Below are 23,559 nucleotides of genomic sequence, written 5' to 3'. Positions count from 1 at the left end.
ACTGTTCGAGATATGCGCTCCAGACGGTGATTTGCGGTGTGGCCAGCGCGCGAAGCGGCGCGTGTCCGCCGCCGCACGGCGAGATCCACGGGCCGTCTCGTCGAGCCCGTTCGGTCGATGCATCGGTAGAGTCTCAAGCATGCGGATCACGTCGGCGATCGTCATGGGCACGGCCTTCGCTCTGCTGTTGGCTGCGTGCGGTTCGGGCGACGGCTCCGACGACACCGCCACCCCACTGCGTCCGCCTCCGAAGGTCGCCACGCTGGGCCCGTTTGTCGGCGAATGCGGACATGTCACCGACGATGAGGTGCGCGACCTGGCCGGTCTCGGTCAGATCTCTCAGGCCCTGAAGAATTCGGTGAGCTGCAATTGGCAGTCCGCCGGCGCCGGTTCGACCAGCGTTACCTTCGCCTCCTACCGCGGCAGCCCGATCGCCCGCGAGAAGGCATGGGTCACCACCCAGGGGCGCAATCCGGAGACGATCGACGTCGGCGGACGTGTCGGGTTCCAGGCGCTCGAGCCGACCGGCGAGGTCTGCGATCTCGCGGTGCAACTCGACGACGACTTCTTCGAGTGGTCGATGGCCTTCGATCGGTTCACGACCAGGGACAGCAACCCGTGTGACCGGGTCCGCAAACTGGCCGAGTTGACTGTCCAACGGCTGCAGTAACGGGAGGACGGCATGGATCTTCGGCGCGGCTGGACCCGTGGAATACTCTCCGCGGTCGCCTTGCTCACGATGGTGGTCGGCATCTGCGGCTGTGGGCGGACGATCAGTGGGTCGGCGTACCCGGCCGGCTCCGGCACCGGCGGCACCGTCAGTACGAACTTCGACAAGCTGCTGCGCGAGTGCGAAGTGGTCACGCTGAAGGATGTCGAGAAGGCGGTCGGTGAGGGGGCCTTCGTCCTGCCGTCGTTCTATGGCGCGGTCTGCATGTGGGATCTGGAGGGCGCGCCCGGCGGCAACGCCATGGTGACGCTCAATTGGTACGAGATCGGCTCGCTGAACAACGAGAAGACCGTCAACGACCGGCTCGGCTACACCACCACCAACATCACCGTCGAAGGTAGGCGCGCGCTGGAGACCCGTCGTCCCAACGATCCGGACTCCTGTGGCGTCAGCGCGGGCGCGGCGGACCAGGGCGTCATCGGATTCTGGGTCAACTATCGGCCCGGTTCGAGCCATCCCGATCCGTGCGGTGCGGCGAAGAAGCTGGTCGAACTGACCTTGAATTTGGCGCGATAGCGGCAATTCATCCGCACCCGCTTTGACCCTGTGTCATGGCCGCGGGTATCGTGGACCGCTGTGCCCGGAAGCATGCGGGCAAGTTCGTGCGTGACCATAGGCCAGCGAGAGCGGCTGACCCCTCCAGCGTGCCCGGAATCCGGGCCCTGCGGCGCGCGCGACACGCCCGACCTCGGGACGCGAGAAACGCGGCCGGACGTGCAAGTGAAAGCTCGAGGACAGCGACGTGAACGATGGGCCCGGAAGCGGAAGCTTGCGTGACCACGAAGGGCCCCGGGAACGTCGCCAACCGAACAGACATGAAGTCCAGACACCGCGTTAACTAATAAGGAAAGCCGGTCTATGCCAACCATCAACCAGCTGGTCCGCAAGGGTCGCCGCGACAAGGTCTCCAAGACGAAGACCGCGGCGCTGAAGGGCAGCCCGCAGCGTCGTGGCGTGTGCACCCGCGTGTACACCACGACCCCGAAGAAGCCGAACTCCGCGCTGCGTAAGGTCGCGCGTGTTCGCCTGACCAGCGCGGTCGAGGTCACGGCGTACATCCCGGGCGAGGGCCACAACCTGCAGGAGCACTCGATGGTGCTCGTGCGCGGCGGTCGTGTGAAGGACCTTCCCGGTGTCCGTTACAAGATCATCCGTGGCTCGCTCGACACCCAGGGTGTGAAGAACCGCAAGCAGGCCCGCAGCCGTTACGGCGCCAAGAAGGAGAAGAGCTGATATGCCACGCAAGGGCCCCGCACCCAAGCGTCCGCTGATCAACGACCCGGTCTACGGGTCCCCGCTGGTCACTCAGCTGGTCAACAAGATCCTGCTGGACGGCAAGAAGTCCACTGCCGAGCGCATCGTCTACGGGGCGCTGGAGCAGGCGCGCGAGAAGACCGGCACCGACCCGGTCGTCACCCTCAAGCGCGCGCTCGACAACGTCAAGCCTGCCCTCGAGGTGAAGCCCCGTCGTGTCGGTGGCGCCACCTACCAGGTGCCCGTCGAGGTGCGGCCGGGCCGCTCCAACACGCTGGCGCTGCGCTGGCTGGTCAACTACTCCCGCGCTCGTCGCGAGAAGACCATGGTCGAGCGTCTGGCCAACGAACTGCTCGATGCCAGCAACGGCCTCGGCGCCTCGGTCAAGCGTCGTGAAGACACCCACAAGATGGCCGAGTCCAACCGGGCCTTCGCGCACTACCGCTGGTGACGTCTGCCCGGCCCGTCGTCCGGGTCGGGAGGCACAGCCGGAACGCGGCACTTATCCGCCGCGTCCGGCGTTGACATAGAGGCGACCACAGGGTCGTCCCCGATAATCCCAACTAGCTACGAGCGGGGAAGATTTCCGTGGCACAGGACGTGCTCACCGACCTGAACAAGGTCCGCAACATCGGCATCATGGCCCACATTGATGCGGGCAAAACGACCACAACTGAACGCATCCTCTTCTACACCGGTATCACCTACAAGATCGGTGAGGTCCACGACGGCGCGGCCACGATGGACTGGATGGAGCAGGAGCAGGAGCGTGGTATCACCATCACCTCCGCGGCCACCACGTGCTTCTGGAAAGACAACCAGATCAACATCATCGACACCCCCGGGCACGTCGACTTCACCGTCGAGGTGGAGCGGTCGTTGCGCGTGCTCGACGGCGCCGTTGCGGTGTTCGACGGCAAGGAAGGCGTCGAGCCGCAGTCCGAGCAGGTGTGGCGTCAGGCCGACAAGTACGACGTGCCCCGGATCTGCTTCGTCAACAAGATGGACAAGCTCGGTGCGGACTTCTACTTCACCGTGAAGACCATCGTCGAGCGCCTCGGCGCCAAGCCGCTGGTCATTCAGCTGCCGATCGGCGCGGAAGACACCTTCGAAGGCATCGTCGACCTGGTCGAGAACAACGCCAAGGTGTGGCGTGGCGAGACCAAACTCGGCGAGCAGTACGAGGTCGTCGAGATCCCGGAGGACATGAAGGAGAAGGCCGAGCAGTACCGCCAGGAACTGCTGGAGACCGTCGCCGAGTCCGACGAGGCGCTGCTGGAGAAGTTCTTCGGCGGCGAGGAGCTCACGGTCGAGGAGATCAAGGGCGCCATCCGCAAGATGACGGTCAACTCCGAGCTCTACCCGATCCTGTGTGGCTCGGCGTTCAAGAACAAGGGCGTGCAGCCCATGCTCGACGCCGTGATCGACTACCTGCCGACGCCGCTGGACGACGGCGGTACGGACGGTCACGTCCCGGGCAAGGAAGAGGAGATCATCCACCGCGATGCCGCCGTCGCCGCGCCGTTCTCGGCGCTGGCGTTCAAGATCGCCGTGCACCCGTTCTTCGGCAAGCTGACCTACGTGCGCGTGTACTCGGGCAAGGTCGACTCCGGCGCCCAGGTCATCAACTCGACCAAGGGCAAGAAGGAGCGGCTGGGCAAGCTGTTCCAGATGCACTCCAACAAGGAGAACCCGGTCCCCGAGGCCCAGGCGGGCCACATCTACGCGGTGATCGGTCTGAAGGACACCACCACCGGTGACACCCTGTGCGATCCGCAGAACCAGATCGTGCTCGAGTCCATGACCTTCCCGGACCCGGTCATCGAGGTCTCCATCGAGCCGAAGACCAAGTCCGACCAGGAGAAGCTGGGCACCGCGATCCAGCGTCTCTCCGAAGAGGACCCGACCTTCTCGGTCAAGCTGGACCAGGAGACCGGCCAGACCGTCATCGGCGGTATGGGCGAACTCCACCTCGACATCCTGGTCGACCGGATGAAGCGCGAGTTCAAGGTCGAGGCGAACGTCGGCAAGCCGCAGGTGGCCTACCGCGAGACGATCACCAAGCCGGTCGAGAAGCTCGAGTTCACCCACAAGAAGCAGACGGGTGGCTCCGGCCAGTTCGCGAAGGTCATCATCGCAGTCGAACCATTCGTCGGCGAGGACGGCGCGACCTACGAGTTCGAGAACAAGGTTTCCGGCGGTCGCGTTCCGCGTGAGTACATCCCGTCGGTGGACGCCGGTGCGCAGGACGCCATGCAGTACGGTGTGCTCGCAGGCTACCCGCTGGTCAACCTGAAGGTCACCCTGCTCGACGGTGCCTACCACGACGTCGACTCGTCGGAAATGGCGTTCAAGATAGCCGGTTCGCAGGCCCTGAAGGAAGCGGCCCGCAAGGCCGGTCCGGTGATCCTCGAGCCGCTGATGGCGGTCGAGGTCATCACGCCCGAGGACTACATGGGCGAAGTGATCGGCGACCTGAACTCCCGCCGTGGTCAGATCCAGGCCATGGAGGAACGCAGTGGTGCCCGTGTCGTCAAGGCGCTGGTTCCGCTCTCGGAGATGTTCGGTTACATCGGTGACCTGCGGTCGAAGACCCAGGGCCGGGCGAACTACTCCATGGTGTTCGACTCGTACGCGGAGGTTCCGGCCAACGTGTCGAAGGAGATCATCGCCAAGGCGACCGGCGAGTAACAGCGTTCGGGGCGGATGCAACACTTGCCTCGACAGCCGGGCGTCAGTACGACCCCTTAATAACCGCACTGCTGCAACTGCACGCACCAACAAGTCCAGGAGGACAAAGAAGTGGCGAAGGCGAAGTTCGAGCGGACGAAGCCGCACGTCAACATCGGCACCATCGGTCACGTCGACCACGGCAAGACCACGCTGACCGCAGCGATCACCAAGGTGCTGTCTGACAAGTACCCGGATCTGAACGAGAGCTTCGCATTCGATCAGATCGACAAGGCGCCTGAGGAGAAGGCTCGTGGTATCACGATCAACATCTCCCACGTCGAGTACCAGACGGAAAAGCGTCACTACGCGCACGTAGACGCGCCCGGTCACGCCGACTACATCAAGAACATGATCACCGGTGCGGCGCAGATGGACGGCGCCATCCTGGTGGTTGCCGCTACCGACGGCCCGATGCCGCAGACCCGTGAGCACGTGCTGCTCGCCCGTCAGGTCGGCGTGCCCTACATCCTGGTCGCGCTGAACAAGGCCGACATGGTCGACGACGAGGAGATCCTCGAGCTCGTCGAGATGGAGGTCCGCGAGCTGCTGGGTTCGCAGGAGTTCGACGAGGACGCGCCGGTCGTGCGGGTCTCCGGTCTGAAGGCGCTCGAGGGCGACCCGAAGTGGGCCGAGTCGGTTCTGGAACTGATGGCCGCGGTCGACGAGTCCATCCCGGACCCGGTGCGCGAGACCGACAAGCCGTTCCTGATGCCGGTCGAGGACGTGTTCACGATCACCGGTCGTGGCACCGTCGTCACCGGTCGCGTCGAGCGTGGCGTGATCAACGTGAACGAGGAAGTCGAGATCGTCGGCATCCGTCCGGACAAGACCAAGACCACGGTCACCGGTATCGAGATGTTCCGCAAGCTGCTCGACCAGGGCCAGGCGGGCGACAACGTCGGTCTGCTGGTTCGTGGCATCAAGCGCGAGGACGTGGAGCGCGGCCAGGTGGTCGTGAAGCCGGGCACCACCACCCCGCACACCGAGTTCGAGGGCCAGGCGTACATCCTGTCGAAGGACGAGGGCGGCCGCCACACCCCGTTCTTCAACAACTACCGTCCGCAGTTCTACTTCCGTACGACTGACGTGACGGGCGTTGTGACCCTGCCCGAGGGCACCGAGATGGTCATGCCCGGTGACAACACCGAGATGTCCGTCAAGCTGATCCAGCCGGTCGCCATGGACGAGGGTCTGCGCTTCGCGATCCGCGAGGGTGGCCGCACCGTCGGCGCCGGTCGCGTCACGAAGATCATCAAGTGATTCGCTGAATCGCTGAGAACGGTGCCGCTCCTTCGGGAGCGGCACCGTTCGCGTTTTCGGGAGTGGCTTCGGAATCGCGGCGATCCATGTGCGTTCGGACCTATCGACAGCCGCGACGTGGCAAGTGCCCAACGCGCTCATGTGTCTGAGCTGCGCTGATCTTGCCCGCGCCTACTCCCCGAGGATCGCTTCGGTAGTCGAACCGGGTGAAAGCCCTTCGGCCTGAAGCGAAGTTGCCGCTTGGCGGACCGATATGCGCGTCCGGCGGTCGCGCTCGAATACCGGCATCACCTACCGTCTCGGTCATCCGAGGGCTGATCCCGGGCGGACTCGACTTCGCCATGTCCGCAGTTCAGGGCTGAACCAGTTCATAGGATGTGCAAGAAGGAACGCGCCGAAGCGTTCGTCCGCACCGCCGTACCGAGTCGAGCCCCTTCAGGACGGCGACTCCGCGCTCTCCCGTTCAGCAAGAAACTTGTCGAGCAGGTCGAACAAGACCTCGAGGACATGAGCTTCCTGCTCTGGAGTGAGATCCCGTCCACCGTCCCAATCCGAAAGCGCGATCTGCAAGATCTGGGCTTCCCAGACGAGGTTGCCGCCGACCTGATGGCTCGCCATCAACCATTCACGCCAACCGTCCAGGCCCGGCCCGCCAAACCGACGGGCGGCCTGGTCATAGCCCACCATGAAGGCTGTCACTCTGTCCAAGGTCGTGCGGCCGATGAACATACCGACCCGTTTCGCGAACTGCGCGAAGTACTCACGTTCACCCATGTCGGTCAGATTGGTCACGCACACATCTTGCCGTGCGTTCTGTCGTCTGTCGATCAGCGCGAAGCGACCTCTGGCCGCCCTCGAAATGCAGGTGGGGGCTCGAAAAGGTTCGCGATCTCCTGCCGCGTTGATTGCGCCGGTGGATCGAATCTATTCATAAGCGCCCTGCACCGAACTGTGTCCAAAGCCACGCAGATTGCGCCCACCGGAGGCGTTTCCATTCGAGCACAGTCACATGGTGGTCGTCAGGTGCAGAACAACGGCCATAACACTATGTTCGCCAATGCGGCGCTCAGCAGCTGTAGGCGCGGCCTACCGCGGGTTCGCGCTCGGACTCGGGGACTTCTGCCAGGCAGCCGAAGGGGACGATCCCGCTGTCGCTGATCTGTACCCCAGTGCGCTCGGTGGGATTCACGCAGGTGAGCCCGTTCGTTGCGAGGCGGCAGGTGTAGTTCTCGAAGGTCAGGGTGCTGTCGTAGGGTAAGGTTTGCCCCTTGCCGTTGATGAAAAGTCCTGGGTCGCCGCGGAATTGGCCGACGGTCAAGCGGTCGCCGGAGTAGGTGAGATAGCCGCCGAACCAGTTGCCGTAACCCTCGCCGGGCTGTGGCACCGGGTCCTTCAACTGGACCTCGCAGTCGAATCCTTCGATGCCGACGGCGACGCCGGTGATGCAACTGATCTTGCCGGTCGGGCTGACGAACGCGATGTCGGCGTGCAGATCGGTCACCGGTCCGTTGTCGATCCTGGCCGAGTGGTACGCGCCGAGATCGATGGTTTTTCCTGCCTGCACCCAGGCGATCCGATCCCGCAACGAACTCTCCCCGCCGGCCGCCGCCGAGGTCGAAGTGGCGGCTTGCGGCGAACCGTTCGCGACCCCCTGCGGCTTTCCCTCATTGGACTGCGAACAGGCGGTCAATACCAGAGCACAAACCACCAGCACCACACAACGCATCCCGCAACATTAGCCGTTTCGCTCTTCCCATTCGCCCTAGCGGCCGTTGAGTCCGACAAGCTCATGGGCGCGCTCCGCACCCGAGAGGGCCACCGCGCACCCAGCGCTATGCCCCCGGCTTGCTGCAGCCCGCCCGCACCCGGTTTGCGGTCCAGCATGGTCACCGTCCCGAATTCGGTATGCGGACCGATGACCCCGCGCGCTCTGCGAACCAGGGAGAGCCTGCACCGTATCCGGAGGAGGGAAAGGTATGCGAGATAAGTATGGTTCTCGGAAAAGCCGTGTGATCGGGGTAGTCGCCGGCTGCTCCACGACCTCGCCGGCGGTCGGCGTCGAGCGCCGTGGCTCTATTAGCGTCAACGCCACAGACGAACGACGGGCGATTCGGAGGGATCATGCGCAAGTGCGGATCGGTTACCGAACTGGAGGTCACGGAGGGTGTGCTGGAGCACGGGATGCCCTATCGCGCGATGGGTTCCGGTCGCCCCTTGGTGTTCTTGCGATGGTTCACGCCTGATCATGCGAATCCGCGTGGCTGGCTGCGGGATTCCGAGATCAAAGTGTTGGCGCCGTTGGCGCGGCAGCACCGCGTTTACGCGGTGAACCGTGCGCCTGGCATGGCCGAAGGCACCACGATGAGCGATATCGCCGCCGACCATGCGGACGCCCTGCGTGCCGAGTTCGGGGAGCCGGTCGACGTGCTCGGCATCTCCTCGGGTGGTTCGGTCGCGTTGCAGCTCGCCGCCGACCATCCCGATGTAGTGCGCCGCCTCGTCATCGCGTCGTCGGGGTATCGATTGGATCCGGTGGCCAAGGAAGGCCAGATGCGTTACGCGGAAGCGGTTTTGCGCGGCCGACGCGCGATGCATCACATGGCGTCCTGTTCTTTCGTTTCGCCGGGGGCCGCCCGCCTCGCCGCCATCGCCATGTGGCTGATCGATCCGCTGTCGCGCCCGAAGAATCCCGCGGACACGCATGCCTTTCTGCGCGCGGAGGACCAGTTCGACCTCGGCGGTCGGCTCCGCGACATCACGGCTCTCACTCTGGTCATCGGTGGTGAACGTGACGCCGCGTACAGCACCACGAATTTTCGCCGAACCGCCGACGGCATCCCGAACTCGCGGCTGATCATCTACCCTGGCACCGGGCACGTGGGCGCGGTCAAGCACCCCCGCTTCGCGGGTGACGTCAACAGCTTTCTCAGCCAGCCCAGCTGAATTTTCCCCGCTTGGTGGCCGGGCCGCCGTGTTGTGGACTGCGGCTGGTGGGTCAAGGTTGTGGTGTGGCGGTCCAGTGGCCGCAGCGGTGTCTTCGATCCGCCAACCGAGCAGCCGCGCGGAATCGGTGAGCCAGGCGAGTCGGGTCGGCCAGATCGTGCCAGGTCCATCGGAGGACCATCCAGCCGAGAGCGCGCAGTTGGTCTGCGCGTTTCGTTTCGTTGATCGCGATCTGTTCGGGACTTCGTGGGCCGGGGAGGGCGTTCTGGAACTCTCCGATCACGCCGAGATCGGGGAACAGGAACCCGACTCGGCCGATGCAGATTCCGTCATCGGAGAAGATGCGCGCATGCAGTTCGGGGGCGGGCAGGCCACTTCGGTGCAGCAGTATTCGGCTGCGCGATTCGCCGATGTTCGCGCTGCGGCCGTCCAGGAACCGGACGACCCGCATCGCTGCGCGGGATCCGGGGCGGTGGCGTGCCCTGTGTAGGTGCTCCTGAAGTTCGGCGGAGGTCGTCGCACCGTGGCGTAGCGCGGAGTCGCCGAGCGCGACGGACTGCTCGAAGCCTTCACAGCGGGCGACGTCGACGACCGTGCGGGCCGGGGTGGTCACCCGGATCCCGTGGACGACGGTGATCTCGTCGGGCTCCAGCTGTGCCGCGTGCACGATGACGCGCCCGCTCGTGCGTCCCCCGTTGATGCGGTCTCGGGTCAGATGGACGCGATCGAGCGGAATGTCCCAGGTCGACATCCCGTGCAGCACCGCGGCGGAACAGTGGCTGGTGATCGCGGAATCGGACGTCGTCTCGGCAGTGGCGATCGTCATCAGCCGATGTCGGAGCGAGGCATCGAGGTCGCGGCCAGGTGCGTCCAGATAGTGGCCGGCCCGCAGTCTCTGCCATCGTCCGCTGCGGCAGAGCCGGCGCAGGTCCTTGTCGGTCAGTCCGGCCGCCAGCGCCTGCTGCCGCGAGATGAGTTGCGGTGCTTCCATACCGTCGATCGTGGTCGAACGCCGACCGCGAAATACCCACTCGATCGGCGAATGTGGACAACACGCCTGCTGTGCATAACTGCCCTGTGCTTATCTCTGCTGTGCGTAACTCTGCTGCGCACAACCGAACCGCGGCGCTGGGCGCGATGCTCGTGGTAGGCGCGTTCAGCCGAGCTGGGTCATTCCTGCCGCGACCACCTGGGCGATATTCAGCACCTCGTCCGCGGTGGGCAACGAGACACCGTCCAGTGCGTGCAGGCGTTCCACGCTGGCAACGGCGAACATCGCCGAGACCCAGGCCGCCGCGCAGGCGCGCAGCGTACCGGGGCGGACCGGGCTCGGCGCGCTCGCCTGCAGCACCTTGGCGGTCGCTTCCAGCATCTGGTCGCGAAAATGGCGGAGCTGGCGGCGCACGTCGGGGTGGGTGTCGGCCTCCCGCCACATGATCACCCGAAGCACCGACGAATGGTGGTCGCGCAGATTCACGGCGGCGTCGAGATTGACCAGGCTCGCCGCCGGATCGCCGGGCGTTACCAGGGTGTGGATGTCGTCGATCGGTGGCGCGGGCATCCGTTCGGTCATCAGAGCGGTGAGAATCGAATCCTTGGTCGGAAAGTAATAGAAGACCAGTCCTTTCGGGACGCCTGCCGCGGTAGCGAGAGCCGCCGTCGCGGTCGCATCGAATCCCTGTGCCGCGAAGAGCCTTTCGGCAGCGTCCAGAATGAGTTGCCGGGCGTCGCCGTCGATTTTCGCGCTGCGGCGACGCCCGGCTCGCCGGGTGGTCGGTATCTGCATCAGTGATGCGTAGCCGTGCCGTGCAGACGCCCCGACACTGTCGGTAGCGCCGCGACGGCAACCACCGCCGTCACGATCCCGACTATCCACGCGGTCCAGGATGCGCCCCGGTACTCGGTGAAGTTCAAGACCCAAGGGGAAATGAACAGCAGCACACCGAACAGGCCCATCGCGTAGTCCGTCGCGGCCATGGCGGGGCGGTACATCTGGGCGAGGCCGGCGAGCGCGATCAGCAGGCCGAGCACGATCAGCGACCATCTGGCGTTGTCGGTGGTCTTCACCCAGATGGGTGACAGCGCGGCGAAGATTCCCAATATGACAGCTAGTAGATCTTGCGTGCGGCTTTCGGTGAACATAGAGGCCTCCTCGGGTTAGGAATATGTCCTGACCTCGGTCTAGTCCTGATTGACCGACCGATCAATATCGTTCCGGGCACGGTTGCGCGGCATTTCGCGCGCATGGACAGGTATTCGATTACGACGAGCTCACCACTGCGGAGACCAAGCAGACGTTAGGGTGACTGCGCGTCACCGTCAGTAACGGATGTCGAGCCGAACCGGCTGCCCGGTTCCAGGAAAGGTAGGCCGCATGACTGCGCCGATCGTGATCGTCGGAGCCGGCCTCGCGGGCTTGCGTACCGCGGAGGAGCTGCGCCGTGCGGGATATGCCGGCGAGTTGATCCTCCTCGGTGACGAGCCGCGCCTTCCGTATGACCGCCCGCCGCTGTCCAAACAGTTCGTGCGTGGCGAGACCGACGACACCACGCTGCGCCCGCGCGAGTTCTTCACCGACAAGCAGATCGATCTGAGACTGAATACCGCGGCCGTCGCCGTCGACACCGAAACCCGCAGCGTCCGCCTGGTCGATGACAGCACAGTGGACTACGACCAGCTGGTCATCGCCACCGGCCTGCGTCCGCGCCGCCTGCCCGGATTGCCCGATGCCCACGGTGTGCACGTGCTGCGCGGCCACGCCGACGCCGCCACGCTGCGCGCCGAATTGGCCGATGCCGGTACGGCGCTCGTGGTCGGCGCGGGCTTCATCGGCTGTGAACTGGCGGCGAGCTTCCGTGCCCGCGATATCGCCGTCGTGCTGATCGAGCCGCAACCGACGCCGCTGGCTTCGGTGCTGGGCGAACAGGTCGGCGCTCTGGTCGCCAGGATGCACCGCGAGGAAGGCGTCGACCTGCGGTGCGGCACCTGCCTGGACACCGTGCGCACCGACGACGCTGGGCGGGTGTGCGCCGCGAAACTCTCCGACGGCGCCGAGATCGTCGCCGACCTCATCGTGATCGGGGTCGGTTCCCGGCCGGTGACCGAGTGGCTGACCGACTCCGGCATAGCACTCGCCGATCCCTCGGTGGGCGGCGGGATCCTCGCCGACGAGGTCGGACGCACCTCGGCGGACGGCGTCTGGGCGGTCGGCGACGTGGCCGCATGGCGGCACGACACCGGCCTGTGCAAGCGGGTCGAGCACTGGACCAACGCGGGCGAACAGGCCAAACTGCTCGCGTGCGCGCTCCTGGGGGCCGAGCCGCCCACCGCCGCCCGCGTCCCGTACTTCTGGAGCGACCAGTACGACGTCAAGCTGCAAGCCCTCGGCACCCCGAACGCCGCCGACGACGTCCGGATCGTCTCCGACGATGGTCGCAAGTTCCTCGCCTACTACTCCCGCGGCGGCGCCCTCACCGGCGTTGTCGGCGCGGGCATGACCGCCCAGGTCATGAAGGCCCGCGCCAAAATCGCGGCCAGCGTCCCGGTCACGGATCTGCTGACTTCGGGCTGACCGCCCCGGACCGCAGGCGGAGCCGCTACCAGGTCGTGCGACTGTTCGAGGTACGGGCGACGATGTCGGAACCGGCGTGCGTGGTGTCGCGCGGCGCTGTAATACGGTGGTCGAGTGATCGTCGCGCTCATCGATTCGGGTCTCGGGTTGCTGCCCACCTCTGCTTGGGTGCGCAAGTTGCGGCCGGATGTGGATCTGCTGCTGCAACTGGATCCGGACGGCGCACCGTGGGGGCCGAAACCGGAGCAGTGGGTGGTCGACCGGGTGGTGCACGCCGCGCGGACGTCCCTGCGGTCGGGCGCGGAGGTGATCGTGCTGCCGTGCAACACCGCGAGCGTCACGGCGCTGGAGCATGTCCGGGCGGAGGTCGGCCCCGATATCCCGGTGATCGGCACCGTGCCCGCGATCAAGCCCGCGGCGGCCGTGTGCCGATCGGTGGCGGTCTGGGCTACCGCGGCGACTACGGCAAGCCGCTACCAGGCTGATCTGATCGCGAAATTCGGCGGCGACGCCGATGTGATCGGCGTCGCCTGCCACGGGCTGGCGGACGCGATCGACCGCGGTGATCTCGCGGCTGCGCACGCCGCGATCGCCAGCGCGGCCGAGCGGACTCCGCGTGATGCGCAGGGCGTGGTGCTCGGTTGCACGCACTACCCGTTGGTGATCGACGCGATCCTGGCCGCGCTTCCCGATGGTGTGCGCCTGTTCGACAGCGCGCAAGCCGTTGCCGCGCAGACCATTCGCCGGATGGACGCGCTCGGCCGCCCGAGCACCGGCAATGGCGAGGTCCGGGTGCTCATCGGCGGCGAGCCCGGTGAGCTGCCCGTAGGCGCGGCCGCGTTCGAGTCCGGCCGCGTATTGGGCGCGCGCGGGTGAGCCGTCCGTCGGTTCGTTCGATGACCGACGTCGCGCCGACTGTCGCGCAGGTCCAGGCGGCGCTGCGCGCACTCGCGAACCCGGCCGACGCGATCGGTCTGCAGCGGTTCTTCAAAACCGGTCCCGGTGAGTACGGCGAGGGCGACGTGTTCCTCGGCGTCCGGGTGCCCGCGATCCGGGGTGTCGCGAAACGCTTCGCGGCACTCCCGCTCGATCAGATCGACCAGTTGCTCGACAGCGCCGTGCACGAGGACCGGTTCACCGGGTTGGTCATGTTGAACGCCCAGTTCGCGGCGGCGTCCAAGCCGCGCACCTTCGACGACACGGCCCGCGCGGCGATGGTCGAGCTGTATCTGGCGGCGGTGCGTCGTGGCCGGGTGAACAACTGGGATCTGGTCGACGTGTCGGCCGAGCGCATCGTCGGCCCGTGGTTGCTGGACACATCGCGCGAGCTGCTTTTCGACCTGGCCCAGGCGGATTCGCTGTGGGAGCGGCGGGTTGCCCTGCTGTCGACGTTCGCGTTCATCAAGGCGGGCGACGCCTCGACCACGTTCGCGCTGGCCGAACTGCTGCTCGGCGACCGGCGTGATCTGATTCAGAAGGCACTGGGCTGGATGCTGCGCGAAGTCGGCAAGCGCATCGATGCGTCGCTGCTGACCGGCTTCCTCGACCAGCATGCCGCGGCCATGGGCCGCACTGCGTTGAGTTACGCGACCGAGCATCTCGAGCAGTCGGTGCGCGCCGAGTATCGCGCGCGCTGAGCATCCGCACCGCAGGAATGCCCGTCCCGGCGAAGCGGCCGGGACGAGCCTGATCAGAACTGGATCTTCAGGTGATCGGTCACCGGATGCGCCTGGCATCCGAGGATGTAGCCGTTCTCGATGTCCTCCGGATCCAGAATCTCGGCATTGTCCATCTCGACCTTGCCCTCCAGCACCGTGCACGCGCAGGAGCCGCATTCGCCTTCCTGGCAGGAATAGGGCACGTCCAAACCCTTGGCCAGCATGATGTCCACCAGTGTCTGCTTGCGCGGCCAGGTCAACTCGTGCACCTGGCCGTCGAGTTCGACCTCGACGGTCGCCGCGTCGGCGGCCTCCTCGTCGGAGACCTCGACCGGCGCCTGGTCGGCGAACGGGTCGCCGGCAAGCGAATTGAAGATTTCGGCATGGGTGCGCGACCGGGGTATGCCCAACTGCCCCAGTGCGTCGTGCACGCGGTCCATGAACGGCTTCGGCCCGCACATGAACGCCTCGAAGCTCTGGTAGGGCGCGACCAAAGTGGCCAGCGCGTCCGCCGTCGGCAGTCCCTGCAAGTACTCCAGCCAGTGGATCACCGTGAGCCGCTGCGGGTGCTTCTCCGTGAGTTCGCGCAGTTCGCCCGCGAAGATCACCGACTCGTGGTCGCGGTTGGCGTACACGAGCACGATGCGGCCGTTGCCACGCGCGAGCGCCGATTTGAGGATCGACATCACGGGTGTGATGCCGCTGCCCGCTCCGAACAGCAGCAGATCCTCGTCCAGGTCCTTGGGCGTGAAGGTGCCGGAGGGCGGCAGCACTTCGAGTTGGTCGCCCGCTGTGACGTTGTCGCACACCCAGTTCGACCCGTAGCCGCCCTCGGTTCGTTTGACGGTGACCTTGGGTCGATCGTCGGTGTGCGGCGAGCTGGCCAGCGAATAGCACCGCGCGACCGAGCCGGTTCGGTCGCTGGGAATCCGCAGTGTGAGGAACTGGCCGGGTTGATAGCGGAATTTCTCGGCCAGCTCGGTGGGGATGTCGAAGACCAGCGAACAGGTGTCGGCCGTCTCGGTGATGACGGCAGATACTCGCAGCACGACCGAGCGTGAGCCGTGCGGAACCTCGACAGTGGTCACGTCATCCTCTCGAAACCGGCATGGCCGCCCCGGGCCCAATCTAGAACGTGTTTCAGTTTCATCGTACGTCGGTCGTCGCCTGCCGGACAAGCTGGGCCTCGAGGCCCGCGATCAGCACGTCCATGCCGAAGTCGTAGGAGTATCGCCCGCGCAGGTCGGCGATGTATCGGGTGGCCCGCCCGACCACGTCGGGCAAGGTCACGTCGGCGGGTGCGGAGCGGTCTCTCGGGTTCACCCGGCTGCGGCCGAACAAGTAGGTGTGGATGGTCGCGTAGGCGGCGAGTACGTTGCGGTCGTCGAAGCCGGCGTCGGCCAGGATATCCATCACCGCGGCAATCAGGTCCAGCTGTTTGCCGAGCATCTGCTCGATCAGGATGTCGCCGAGGCCAGGGTGCTTGCGGAGTTTCTCGTCGATCTGGTCGACGAGGGCGCGCAGCCGGTGTTGCCACGGCCCGGATTCGTGCGGTGGCGTGCGAACTCCGGTCAGTGCCGCGGTCGCGACGAGGTCGAGTAGTTCCCGCTTGTCGGCGACGTAGTAGTACGGGGCCATGGGGGAGACGCCGAGTTCGCGGGACAGGCGTCGCATGGAGAGTTTTTCCACACCGTCTTGCCGGACCACCCGCAGCGCGGCCTCGACGATCTCGGACTCCGACAGTGTGTTGCCGCCCCCGTTCGCCTGCATTCGTCCGACTCCCATGCCACCTCTACCACTGTGGGCGTGCCTCGCCCGTCACGTTCCGTTCAGCTGCTTTCCCTCCGAAGTCTAGAGCGCTACGCCGCAGGCGGGGCGCCGTGCGTTGGTCTCCGCACGCGGAGGGATCGCCTGCCCGCTCATTATCGCGACCGGCGGAATTCGTCCGATCGCCGTCTCGTCGGGTGAAACATGTTCCATTTTGTCAGCTGATGACGTTATCGTGGGACCGCGGCCGCATCGGGTAGTCGCGCACACGGATCGTCCTCTCGGAGGTAGGCATGCCGGAAAACGGATCTATCGGACACGCCGATGTCGACACCACCGGACCGGTGGAGACCGCCGCCGCGCGGTCGGCCGACGAGGCGCCGCTGGTCGAGGAAACCCTCGTCGAAGAGGTGTCCATCGACGGTATGTGCGGCGTCTACTAGCCGGGCGGGTGACGACGATGCTCGATCTCGATGCCCGCTGGCAATTGCATTCCCGGGTAGCGCTGCGACCGGAGTCGTTCGGTGCGCTGCTCTACCACTTCGGCACACGCAAGCTCTCGTTCCTGAAAAGTCCGCGGATCGCGCGGATCGTGCGGTCGTTGCCGGAGCATGCCTCCGCCCGTGCTGCCCTGCGCGCGGCGGGAGTGTCCGACGAGGACCTCGGGCCGTATGTCAAAGCGCTGACGCAACTGGTCGATTCGGACATGATCGTCGGTGCGCCTGGTGGACCGGCGTCGCCGTCGACGATGAGCACGGCTTCATCACCTCCGACGGTGGGGGAGGTCCGGCCGACGCGGGGGGCGGTGCGCCTGGTGGATCGCTTCGAATCCGGTCTGGCCGCGCCGATCTGCCTCACCTGGGAGCTCACCTACGCCTGCAACCTGTCCTGCGTGCACTGCCTGTCCTCGTCTGGTCGCCGGGACCCGCGCGAACTGAGCACCGAGCAGTGCAAGGCGCTGATCGACGAGTTCGAGCGGATGCAGGTGTTCTACGTGAACATCGGCGGCGGTGAACCCACGGTGCGTCCGGATTTCTGGGAGCTGATCGAGTACGCGACCGCGCACCACGTGGGCGTGAAGTTCTCCACGAACGGTGTCCGGATTACGCCCGAGGTCGCGGTTCGCCTCGCGACCGCCGACTACGTCGACGTGCAGGTGTCGCTGGACGGGGCCGACGCCGCGGTCAATGACGCCGTGCGCGGACCCGGCTCCTACGACATGGCCATTCGTGCGTTGGAAAACCTTGCCACGGCGGGCTTCCGGGACGCCAAACTGTCGGTGGTGGCGACCAGGCACAATATCGGTCAGCTCGACGAGTTCCGCGCGATCGCCGAACGATACGGCGCTACCTTGCGTTTGACGAGGCTGCGGCCGTCGGGGCGCGGCGCCGACGTGTGGGACGAGCTGCATCCGACTCCTGACCAGCAGCGCGTGCTCTACGACTGGCTGCTGCGCAATGGCGAAGGCGTGCTCACCGGTGATTCGTTCTTCCACCTGTCCGCGTTCGGGCAGGCGCTGCCCGGACTGAATATGTGTGGCGCGGGTCGCGTGGTCTGTTTGGTCGACCCGGTCGGCGACGTGTACGCTTGCCCGTTCGCCATCCACGATCGGTTCCATGCCGGAAATGTGGTGGCGGACGGTGGGTTCGATGCCGTGTGGCGGACCTCGGAGCTGTTTGCTCAGCTCCGGGCGCCCAGCGGCGGCGGAGCGTGTGCGTCGTGCGGCCACTACGACGCCTGTCGAGGCGGTTGCATGGCGGCGAAGTTCTTCACCGGTCTCCCCGCCGACGGGCCCGATCCGGAATGTGTGCAGGGCTACGGCGAGGCGGCGCTCGCGAATGCCGGGCGGATGATTCCGCGTTCGTCGGTCGATCACTCTCGTCGGGTGTCGGTGCGGGGCGGCGCGCGCGGGACCGGACCCATCCCGTTGACGTTGAGCGCGACGCGCCCGGACGCGTATTCGCCTGAGCGTCGACCCTTCCGAGCTTGCGACGAGAGTCCGCTGGCGTGATGCCAGCGAGTTAGCTGAAAGTGTGCTGGCTGTTGAGAACTGGCTGCTGTTCGGTCTGCGACCGGGCGATTGCTCGTGCGTTGCCGGATGCTGGAACAAGATCACTAAAGCGGTGTCGGCAGCGGGCGAGTCGCGGATCGCCGTCGGTGGCGCGGTCGTTTCGGCCGGAATTCCTTCGCATTTTCGGGACTGTTGATGCCTGCGCGCGAAACTCCGCATAGCATGCCAGGAATGCGCCATGATCGCCTGCCCGATGGATTCGGGGTGCGGATCGATCCTCGGGTGCGCGCATACTCCGGTGGGCGGGTCCTGATTGGTGGTTCGCCTGCCCGGTTGCTGCGACTTGCCCCGGAGGCCGCCGAGATGATCGGCGACGGGTACCTCGAGGTGAACGGCCCGAAGTCCGCTGTCGTTGCCAGGCGGCTGCTCGACTCCGGCGTGGCCAATCCCCGTCCGCGGCTGCTGCCCTCGCCGGACGATGTCACCGTCATCGTGCCGCTGCACAACAACGCCGAAGGACTGGCCAGGTTGCTCGCCGCGCTGCGCGGTCACAATGTCATCGTCGTCGACGATGGATCAGACCAACCGGTTCGCATTCCGCGCAACCGTGGCACGCGATGCCGGGTGACGGTGCTGCGGCACGATCGCAAGCAGGGGCCCGCCGCCGCCCGAAATGCCGGATTGCGGGCGGCGACAACCGACTTCGTCGCCTTCCTCGACTCCGACGTGGTGCCGCGCAGCGGCTGGCTCGAGGTGATGCTCGGCCACTTCAGCGATCCCGAGGTGGCGCTGGTCGCCCCGCGGATCGTCGCGCTGGACCCGGAGTCCAACGCCCTGGCGCGCTACGAGCACACCCGTTCCTCACTCGATCTCGGCAGGCGCGAGGCGGCCGTGCAGTCGAAGGGGCTGGTGTCCTATGTGCCGAGCGCGGCGTTGCTGGTGCGGCGCAGGGCGCTGTTGGCCCAGGGCGGCTTCGACGAGTCGATGCGCGTCGCCGAGGACGTCGATCTGTGCTGGCGGCTGGAGCGCGCGGGCTGTCGGCTGCGCTACGAACCCGCCGCGCACGTGGCGCACGATCACCGGGTTTCCTTCCTCGCCTGGTTCGGCCGAAAGCTGTTCTACGGCACCGGCGCCGCCCCACTGGCCGAACGACACGCGGGAATGGTCTCGCCGCTGTCGGTGCCGTTCTGGACGGTGCTCGCCGCGCTGCTGTTCGCCACGCTGACGAAGTGGGGGCTACTCGGTGGGGTCGTCACCCTGATCACCGCCTTGATTCGACTCCGGCGGGTTTTCGCCGAGTTGGACAATCCGACCCGGATCGCCGCGATCTACCTGTCTCGTGGCTTCTTCGCCGGAATATGGCGGTTGGCTTCGGCCATGTGCCGCCATTATTGGCCGGTGACGCTGCTCGCCGTGCTCGCGTCGCGGCGTATTCGGCGCATCGCGTTGACCATGGCCGTCGCGGACGGTCTCGCCGACTGGTTCACCCACCGCGACGCCGGTGGTCTCGATCCGGTGCGCTACCTCGCCTACAAACGGCTCGACGACATCGCGTATGGCACCGGACTATGGCTCGGCGCCTTCCGTGCGCGCAGCGTGGAAGCGCTGAAACCCGACACGCCGGCACGCTGACCGACACCCGCGCGATGACCGGAATTCCGCCTGCCGCACCACACCGTCGCCGCACGGCGCCGTGTGTGGCCGCGAAACGCTGAACGGGTATGGTCCGGATGGTCGACACGCTGATCGTCGGAGGCGGCACCGCCGGGTGTGTTCTGGCGGCGCGGCTGAGCGAAGACCCCGCCCACCAGGTGCGGGTGCTGGAGGCGGGTCCGCTGTGGACTACTCCCGGCGCCATCCCCGCCGAGCTGCTCGACCCGACCACCATGCCGATCGGCCCGGACTCGCCGTGGCTGTGGCGATACGACGTCGCGCTGTCCGCCGATCCACCCGTGGCCGCACGCATCGTGCGCGGCCGGGTGATCGGCGGCTCGGGGTCGATCAACGGCGGCTACTTCGTCCGGGCCACCGCGGCGGATTTCGCAGCGTGGGCAAGAACGCTCGGCGCCTCGTCGGCCTGGTCGTTCGACGCCGTGCTGCCGATGTTCCGCCGCACCGAACGCGATGTGGACTTCGGCGACCAACCGTGGCACGGTTGTTCCGGTCCGATCCCGGTGCGCCGCACGACGAATCCGGCCCCGATCAGCGCGGCGTTCGCCGCGGCGTGTCTGGCTACCGGATTCCCCGAGATACCTGATCTCAACGCGCCGATCGGCGCCGACGGTGTCGGCGCGGTGCCGTGCAATCTCGACGAGAACGGCCGGATCGGATCGGCGCTCGGCTATCTGCTGCCCGCGCTGGCCCGCCCCAACCTGACGGTCGGCGGGGAATCGTATGCCACCCGCATCCGTTTCGATCGTTCGCGGGCGATCGGCGTCGACTGCCTGTGCGGGGGGCGGATCCACACCGAATGGGCGGACCGTATCGTGCTAAGCGCTGGTGCGATCGAGTCGGCCGCGCTGCTGTTGCGTTCGGGCATCGGCAGACCCGACCGACTTCGCGGACTCGGCATCCCTATCGTGTACGCCGCCGACGTCGGCGCCGGGTTCAGTGATCATCCCGAGATCGGGATCGACTATCTGCTCGAGACCGGCGACCAGGCCACTGTCCCGGTGGAATCCGTGCTCGAACTCGACGACGTAGAAATTCGCCCTTACACCATGTCGTTCACGCCCGGGGTACGCCGACTCGGCGTCGCGCTGATGCGCCCGGACTCGTCGGGTGTGCTCCGGCTGCGCTCGACCGACCCCACGGTCGCTCCACTGATCGAGCACCGATACCTGGCCGCGGAATCCGACCGGACTCGGCTGCGCGCCGGGGTCGCGATCGCCACCGAACTGCTGAAGCGGATGAAGGCGCACCAGATCGTCGAACCGATTCCGGCGCGCTCGGATCTCGCCGCCGCCTGGCTGCGCGGGAATCTGGCCACGTCGCAACATCTGTCCGGAACGTGTCGAATGGGACGGGAAGATGATGAGGCGGCAGTGGTCGACGAGTCGTGTCGAGTGCGCGGCGTGACCGGACTGTTCATTGTGGATCTGTCCATCGCGCCCGTGCCGCTGAGCCGTGGTCCGCAGGCCACGACGATGATGATCGCGGAGCGGGCGGCCGGGTACCTCGGCTCGTGAAGTGGCGGGCGATGACCCGGTTCGGTCCTCGACCCGCTGCCTTGCTCGGTCGCACCAGGTCGCCGTGACAAAATTTTTAGAGGAAATAGTTTCTTTTTATTAAAGAAGCGCCTAGCATTCGCACTGCACGTGAACCACTTCGCGTGATGTTGCTGACCTAGCCGCGGCGCCTACTCCACGGCAGTGACGTTGGAGGAACGATCAAACGCTAGGCATACCGTCTGCGGGCGCGACGCTCGCCACGGCGGTGACCTCGGGTCACCGATTTCACCCGAATCTGTCGGATTCCGCGCGAGTGCGGTGTACTCCGCTCGCGCCTTCGCCGAATCGCACGTGGTAGTTCGCCATGCGCCAGCCGACCAGTCCCGCGGCAGCGGTGTGTTCGTGCTGCCCGAGGCGCTCGGCCTGAAGTGGTTTTGCCGAACGTAGGAGGCTCTGGTGCACCGTACCGAGTTGGGTGGGTGCAGCGCGCTGTCGCCCGCCCGATGGGGCGCGCATCGCACTGCCGCCGAACCGCGGCGCGTGATCGACGAGTTCGACCACACGGCAGCCCATTTCGTGCCATTGATGTCCGTGGCCTACCGCGTCGACCGGGCGGTCGTGCGCCGGACCTCGCTGCGCTCGGCGTTCGCCGCTTTCGCGGCCCTCCCCGCCGCGCTTGCCCGGCGTCTGCGGGTGCTGCCCAGTTCTCGCTCGCGCACTGTGTATGGTCCGACGGAGGCGGCCGATAACGTCGCCTTTCGCGAAGTGAGCCGCACCGATGCTCTGTCGGTGTCGACCGGCGCCTCGATGTTGCCGATCCGGCTCTGCGTGCTCGACTCGCGGCTGTGGCCGGTATCGGTCAAGGCTCCGGGTGAGCTGTATCTGTCGGGGGTACAGCTCGCCCGAGGCTCTGCCGCACGCCCCTCGTCGCCAGCGACGTTGTTCGGGGCTGACTGTGGTCCGGATGGTCGCTCGGTGGGGGACCGGAGGTGCCGCACTCGCCGCCCGGCGCGCCGGACTGCACATGATGGTCGCGAAAACGTCAGGAGCGTCGACTTCCCGATCCTGCTGGGTGGCCTGCGGATCGAGCGAGCCGAGATCGAGGCCGTCCTCGCAACGGTCGACTCGGTGGCCCGCGGCGTGGTCGTGCCGAGATACGACGACGCGGGGGACGGCGAGCGGTTGGTCGCCGAAGTGCTCGACCACCGGCGGATCAGGCTGGGCCACGACTTCTGCACACTCGACGGCAAGGGATCGGTGGCGACTCGGATCGCCGACCGACTCGATGCCGGGCTGAACTGCCCCCTCGGAGTTCGCGAGTCGCGCACCGCTAGCACGGTGGGCGAACTCGCTGAACTCGGCGAGCGGGTAGGTGGATCCGGCGGCGCGTCCTTGGTCGCGCAGCTGCGGGCGCGGCCAAGGCCGCCGCTGGTTCCACTTTCTCCTACGCAGCAGCGCGGGTGGTTCCATAACCGGTTCGAGCGAACCAGCCCGAGTGCCGACATGTTCGCGGAGGTCGCGCCGGACAAGGTGTTTGCGCACGTGCTCGCCCATGCTGCGATGACCGTCTATCGGGCGCGGCTCGGCGTCGACGATGCCGAGGCAATCGCTGTCGAACTGCCCGAACTGTCGGTAGCCACCAGTACCCTGGACACCGGAGTGCCCAAGTTCGATCTCCAGCTCACGGTCGCCGAGAACCACGCGGCCGCCGAGCATCGCACGGTCACCACGAGCTCTGCCGGTGCCGGACTCGGGGAAGGTCCGGCACCAGCAGGGATCTCGGCACAGCCGACCCACGCCACAGATTTCCTCGACGAGTCGGCTACCGCGGACCAGCCGCGCAGACCGACCCATGTCCTCGACCCGATCACCGGGGACCGCGGCACGACGGTGCTCGATCTTCGCCTACCGGTGGGTGGCGGAAGCGGGGGTATCGCAACAGACTTCGGTCACCGTCCACCTGTCGGCGTGGGAGTACTTCCGGCTCTCGCCGATCGGCACATGCTCGGCGCCTGCGCGGCGGGACCGACACCGCGATCCCGGCTGTCCGTCGACTCGCGCGACCGGCACCGACCGAGCAGCACGAAACGCTGCGCGCCGGGCGCCCGATCTCCGAGGCGCCGCCGGCACGGCGCTGGTGGAGCCGGTCGGCGTCGGATCCTCGCAACCCTGATCCGACTCGGAAGAAAAACAGAATGAACAACCCCTTCGACGATGACGCCGCCAAGTTCTACGTCCTCATCAACGCGGAGGGCGAACACTCCCTGTGGCCGGTGTTCGCGTCCGTCCCGGATGGCTGGACCATCGCCTTCGGCGCCGCCCCCCGCAAGTCCTGTCTGCGGTACGTGGAAACCCACTGGGTGGACCTGCGCCCCGTGTCGCTCATCGAGACAATGCCCGACGAAGCGAACTGACCGAGACCACCTGAATGCGCGGGGCGCGCCGGTCAGATCCCCCTGCCT

The 23,559-nt window shown here is 66.5% G+C and carries 23 protein-coding genes and 1 pseudogene; 17 read left to right on the top strand and 7 right to left on the bottom strand.

All coding sequences use genetic code 11. The annotated features are described in order from the left end of the window. Nucleotides 1-139: 139 nt before the first annotated feature. From AB0B25_RS03140 to tuf, 6 genes are all read left to right on the top strand, one after another. The gene (locus AB0B25_RS03140; RefSeq protein WP_357173877.1) at nt 140-670 is read left to right on the top strand and encodes a DUF3558 domain-containing protein; all 531 of its coding nucleotides are present in this window, start codon (nt 140-142) and stop codon (nt 668-670) included. 12 nt (nt 671-682) lie between these two features. After that, a complete protein-coding gene (locus AB0B25_RS03135; RefSeq protein WP_357173875.1) occupies nt 683-1,246 on the top strand; it encodes a DUF3558 domain-containing protein in 564 nt (187 codons plus the stop codon). 342 nt (nt 1,247-1,588) lie between these two features. Next, nucleotides 1,589-1,963 carry a 30S ribosomal protein S12 gene (rpsL, locus tag AB0B25_RS03130; RefSeq protein ID WP_019049359.1) on the top strand — a complete coding sequence of 125 codons (375 nt, stop codon included), beginning with the start codon at nt 1,589-1,591 and terminating at the stop codon, nt 1,961-1,963. Between the two features lies 1 nt (nt 1,964). After that, on the top strand, nt 1,965-2,435 hold the full coding sequence (gene rpsG / locus AB0B25_RS03125) for a 30S ribosomal protein S7 (protein WP_040739280.1): 471 nt from the start codon (nt 1,965-1,967) through the stop codon (nt 2,433-2,435). A 137-nt stretch (nt 2,436-2,572) separates the two neighbouring features. Beyond that, nucleotides 2,573-4,675: an elongation factor G gene (fusA, locus tag AB0B25_RS03120; protein WP_357173873.1), complete on the top strand. Its 2,103-nt coding sequence runs from the start codon at nt 2,573-2,575 to the stop codon at nt 4,673-4,675. 111 nt (nt 4,676-4,786) lie between these two features. Further along, nucleotides 4,787-5,977 carry an elongation factor Tu gene (gene tuf / locus AB0B25_RS03115; RefSeq protein ID WP_357173870.1) on the top strand — a complete coding sequence of 397 codons (1,191 nt, stop codon included), beginning with the start codon at nt 4,787-4,789 and terminating at the stop codon, nt 5,975-5,977. Between the two features lie 435 nt (nt 5,978-6,412). On the opposite strand, the gene AB0B25_RS03110 is transcribed toward tuf, so the two are convergent. Both AB0B25_RS03110 and AB0B25_RS03105 read right to left on the bottom strand, forming a co-directional pair. Further along, on the bottom strand, nt 6,413-6,769 hold the full coding sequence (locus AB0B25_RS03110; protein ID WP_357173867.1) for a hypothetical protein: 357 nt from the start codon (nt 6,767-6,769) through the stop codon (nt 6,413-6,415). A gap of 274 nt (nt 6,770-7,043) precedes the next feature. Next, entirely contained in the window at nt 7,044-7,703 is a 660-nt protein-coding gene (locus AB0B25_RS03105) for a hypothetical protein (protein ID WP_357173865.1), read from the bottom strand. A gap of 395 nt (nt 7,704-8,098) precedes the next feature. Here AB0B25_RS03105 and AB0B25_RS03100 point away from each other — a divergent pair, with 395 nt between their 5' ends. Continuing rightward, nucleotides 8,099-8,920 (top strand): alpha/beta hydrolase, encoded by an 822-nt coding sequence (locus AB0B25_RS03100; protein ID WP_357173862.1) that lies wholly within the window; start codon nt 8,099-8,101, stop codon nt 8,918-8,920. Nucleotides 8,921-8,972: 52 nt separating this feature from the next. On the opposite strand, the gene AB0B25_RS03095 is transcribed toward AB0B25_RS03100, so the two are convergent. The 3 genes from AB0B25_RS03095 to AB0B25_RS03085 all read right to left on the bottom strand — a co-directional run bounded on the left by AB0B25_RS03095 (nt 8,973) and on the right by AB0B25_RS03085 (nt 11,062). Beyond that, on the bottom strand, nt 8,973-9,911 hold the full coding sequence (locus tag AB0B25_RS03095; RefSeq protein WP_357173859.1) for a type IV toxin-antitoxin system AbiEi family antitoxin domain-containing protein: 939 nt from the start codon (nt 9,909-9,911) through the stop codon (nt 8,973-8,975). Between the two features lie 165 nt (nt 9,912-10,076). Then, entirely contained in the window at nt 10,077-10,706 is a 630-nt protein-coding gene (locus AB0B25_RS03090) for a TetR/AcrR family transcriptional regulator (protein ID WP_357173856.1), read from the bottom strand. Continuing rightward, a complete protein-coding gene (locus AB0B25_RS03085) occupies nt 10,706-11,062 on the bottom strand; it encodes an SPW repeat protein (protein WP_357173853.1) in 357 nt (118 codons plus the stop codon). The genes AB0B25_RS03090 and AB0B25_RS03085 overlap by 1 nt, the downstream gene beginning before the upstream one ends. A gap of 232 nt (nt 11,063-11,294) precedes the next feature. On the opposite strand from AB0B25_RS03085, the gene AB0B25_RS03080 reads away from it, so the two are divergent. The 3 genes from AB0B25_RS03080 (at nt 11,295) to AB0B25_RS03070 (ending at nt 14,128) form a co-directional block, all read left to right on the top strand. Then, nucleotides 11,295-12,491: an FAD-dependent oxidoreductase gene (locus tag AB0B25_RS03080; RefSeq protein ID WP_357173850.1), complete on the top strand. Its 1,197-nt coding sequence runs from the start codon at nt 11,295-11,297 to the stop codon at nt 12,489-12,491. Between the two features lie 114 nt (nt 12,492-12,605). After that, nucleotides 12,606-13,367, top strand: coding sequence for an aspartate/glutamate racemase family protein (locus AB0B25_RS03075; protein WP_357173847.1), 762 nt, complete (start codon nt 12,606-12,608; stop codon nt 13,365-13,367). Between the two features lie 20 nt (nt 13,368-13,387). Continuing rightward, a complete protein-coding gene (locus AB0B25_RS03070; protein ID WP_357173844.1) occupies nt 13,388-14,128 on the top strand; it encodes a DNA alkylation repair protein in 741 nt (246 codons plus the stop codon). A 53-nt stretch (nt 14,129-14,181) separates the two neighbouring features. Here the strand turns inward: AB0B25_RS03070 and AB0B25_RS03065 are convergent, their stop codons facing one another. Together AB0B25_RS03065 and mftR2 are read right to left on the bottom strand one after the other, a co-directional pair. Then, complete coding sequence (locus AB0B25_RS03065) at nt 14,182-15,237, bottom strand: ferredoxin--NADP reductase (RefSeq protein ID WP_357173841.1); 1,056 nt, start codon at nt 15,235-15,237, stop codon at nt 14,182-14,184. A 58-nt stretch (nt 15,238-15,295) separates the two neighbouring features. After that, nucleotides 15,296-15,934 carry a mycofactocin system transcriptional regulator MftR2 gene (mftR2, locus tag AB0B25_RS03060; protein ID WP_357173838.1) on the bottom strand — a complete coding sequence of 213 codons (639 nt, stop codon included), beginning with the start codon at nt 15,932-15,934 and terminating at the stop codon, nt 15,296-15,298. A gap of 326 nt (nt 15,935-16,260) precedes the next feature. Here mftR2 and mftA point away from each other — a divergent pair, with 326 nt between their 5' ends. The 7 genes and pseudogenes from mftA to AB0B25_RS03025 all read left to right on the top strand — a co-directional run bounded on the left by mftA (nt 16,261) and on the right by AB0B25_RS03025 (nt 23,511). Next, complete coding sequence (mftA, locus tag AB0B25_RS03055) at nt 16,261-16,359, top strand: mycofactocin precursor MftA (RefSeq protein WP_357174152.1); 99 nt, start codon at nt 16,261-16,263, stop codon at nt 16,357-16,359. 17 nt (nt 16,360-16,376) lie between these two features. Next, nucleotides 16,377-16,619, top strand: a pseudogene (gene mftB / locus AB0B25_RS03050) (mycofactocin biosynthesis chaperone MftB); the annotation flags it as partial. Nucleotides 16,620-16,664: 45 nt separating this feature from the next. Then, nucleotides 16,665-17,927, top strand: coding sequence for a mycofactocin radical SAM maturase (gene mftC, locus AB0B25_RS03045; RefSeq protein WP_357174149.1), 1,263 nt, complete (start codon nt 16,665-16,667; stop codon nt 17,925-17,927). A gap of 231 nt (nt 17,928-18,158) precedes the next feature. After that, nucleotides 18,159-19,559 (top strand): mycofactocin biosynthesis glycosyltransferase MftF, encoded by a 1,401-nt coding sequence (mftF, locus tag AB0B25_RS03040; protein ID WP_357173835.1) that lies wholly within the window; start codon nt 18,159-18,161, stop codon nt 19,557-19,559. 89 nt (nt 19,560-19,648) lie between these two features. Continuing rightward, complete coding sequence (mftG, locus tag AB0B25_RS03035) at nt 19,649-21,115, top strand: mycofactocin system GMC family oxidoreductase MftG (protein ID WP_357173832.1); 1,467 nt, start codon at nt 19,649-19,651, stop codon at nt 21,113-21,115. Nucleotides 21,116-21,553: 438 nt separating this feature from the next. Next, nucleotides 21,554-23,296 carry an AMP-binding protein gene (locus AB0B25_RS03030; RefSeq protein WP_357173830.1) on the top strand — a complete coding sequence of 581 codons (1,743 nt, stop codon included), beginning with the start codon at nt 21,554-21,556 and terminating at the stop codon, nt 23,294-23,296. Next, complete coding sequence (locus AB0B25_RS03025; protein WP_357173827.1) at nt 23,293-23,511, top strand: MbtH family protein; 219 nt, start codon at nt 23,293-23,295, stop codon at nt 23,509-23,511. Before AB0B25_RS03030 ends, AB0B25_RS03025 begins: the two co-directional genes overlap by 4 nt. The last annotated feature ends 48 nt before the right edge of the window (nt 23,512-23,559 follow it).

Origin of the sequence: Nocardia sp. NPDC049190 (assembly GCF_040648115.1) — a bacterium.
Lineage (GTDB): Bacteria > Actinomycetota > Actinomycetes > Mycobacteriales > Mycobacteriaceae > Nocardia.
Note: the sequence above shows the minus strand (reverse complement) of the source record. Positions and strands in the feature narration are given on the sequence as shown.

Coding starts and splice junctions, on each gene's coding strand:
- AB0B25_RS03140 (WP_357173877.1), top strand. CDS start 140: ATGCGGATCACGTCGGCGATCGTCATGGGCACGGCCTTCGCTCTGCTG.
- AB0B25_RS03135 (WP_357173875.1), top strand. CDS start 683: ATGGATCTTCGGCGCGGCTGGACCCGTGGAATACTCTCCGCGGTCGCC.
- rpsL (WP_019049359.1), top strand. CDS start 1,589: ATGCCAACCATCAACCAGCTGGTCCGCAAGGGTCGCCGCGACAAGGTC.
- rpsG (WP_040739280.1), top strand. CDS start 1,965: ATGCCACGCAAGGGCCCCGCACCCAAGCGTCCGCTGATCAACGACCCG.
- AB0B25_RS03105 (WP_357173865.1), bottom strand. CDS start 7,703: ATGCGTTGTGTGGTGCTGGTGGTTTGTGCTCTGGTATTGACCGCCTGT.
- AB0B25_RS03100 (WP_357173862.1), top strand. CDS start 8,099: ATGCGCAAGTGCGGATCGGTTACCGAACTGGAGGTCACGGAGGGTGTG.
- AB0B25_RS03095 (WP_357173859.1), bottom strand. CDS start 9,911: ATGGAAGCACCGCAACTCATCTCGCGGCAGCAGGCGCTGGCGGCCGGA.
- AB0B25_RS03090 (WP_357173856.1), bottom strand. CDS start 10,706: ATGCAGATACCGACCACCCGGCGAGCCGGGCGTCGCCGCAGCGCGAAA.
- AB0B25_RS03085 (WP_357173853.1), bottom strand. CDS start 11,062: ATGTTCACCGAAAGCCGCACGCAAGATCTACTAGCTGTCATATTGGGA.
- AB0B25_RS03080 (WP_357173850.1), top strand. CDS start 11,295: ATGACTGCGCCGATCGTGATCGTCGGAGCCGGCCTCGCGGGCTTGCGT.
- AB0B25_RS03070 (WP_357173844.1), top strand. CDS start 13,388: ATGACCGACGTCGCGCCGACTGTCGCGCAGGTCCAGGCGGCGCTGCGC.
- mftR2 (WP_357173838.1), bottom strand. CDS start 15,934: ATGGGAGTCGGACGAATGCAGGCGAACGGGGGCGGCAACACACTGTCG.
- mftC (WP_357174149.1), top strand. CDS start 16,665: ATGAGCACGGCTTCATCACCTCCGACGGTGGGGGAGGTCCGGCCGACG.
- mftF (WP_357173835.1), top strand. CDS start 18,159: ATGCGCCATGATCGCCTGCCCGATGGATTCGGGGTGCGGATCGATCCT.
- mftG (WP_357173832.1), top strand. CDS start 19,649: ATGGTCCGGATGGTCGACACGCTGATCGTCGGAGGCGGCACCGCCGGG.
- AB0B25_RS03025 (WP_357173827.1), top strand. CDS start 23,293: ATGAACAACCCCTTCGACGATGACGCCGCCAAGTTCTACGTCCTCATC.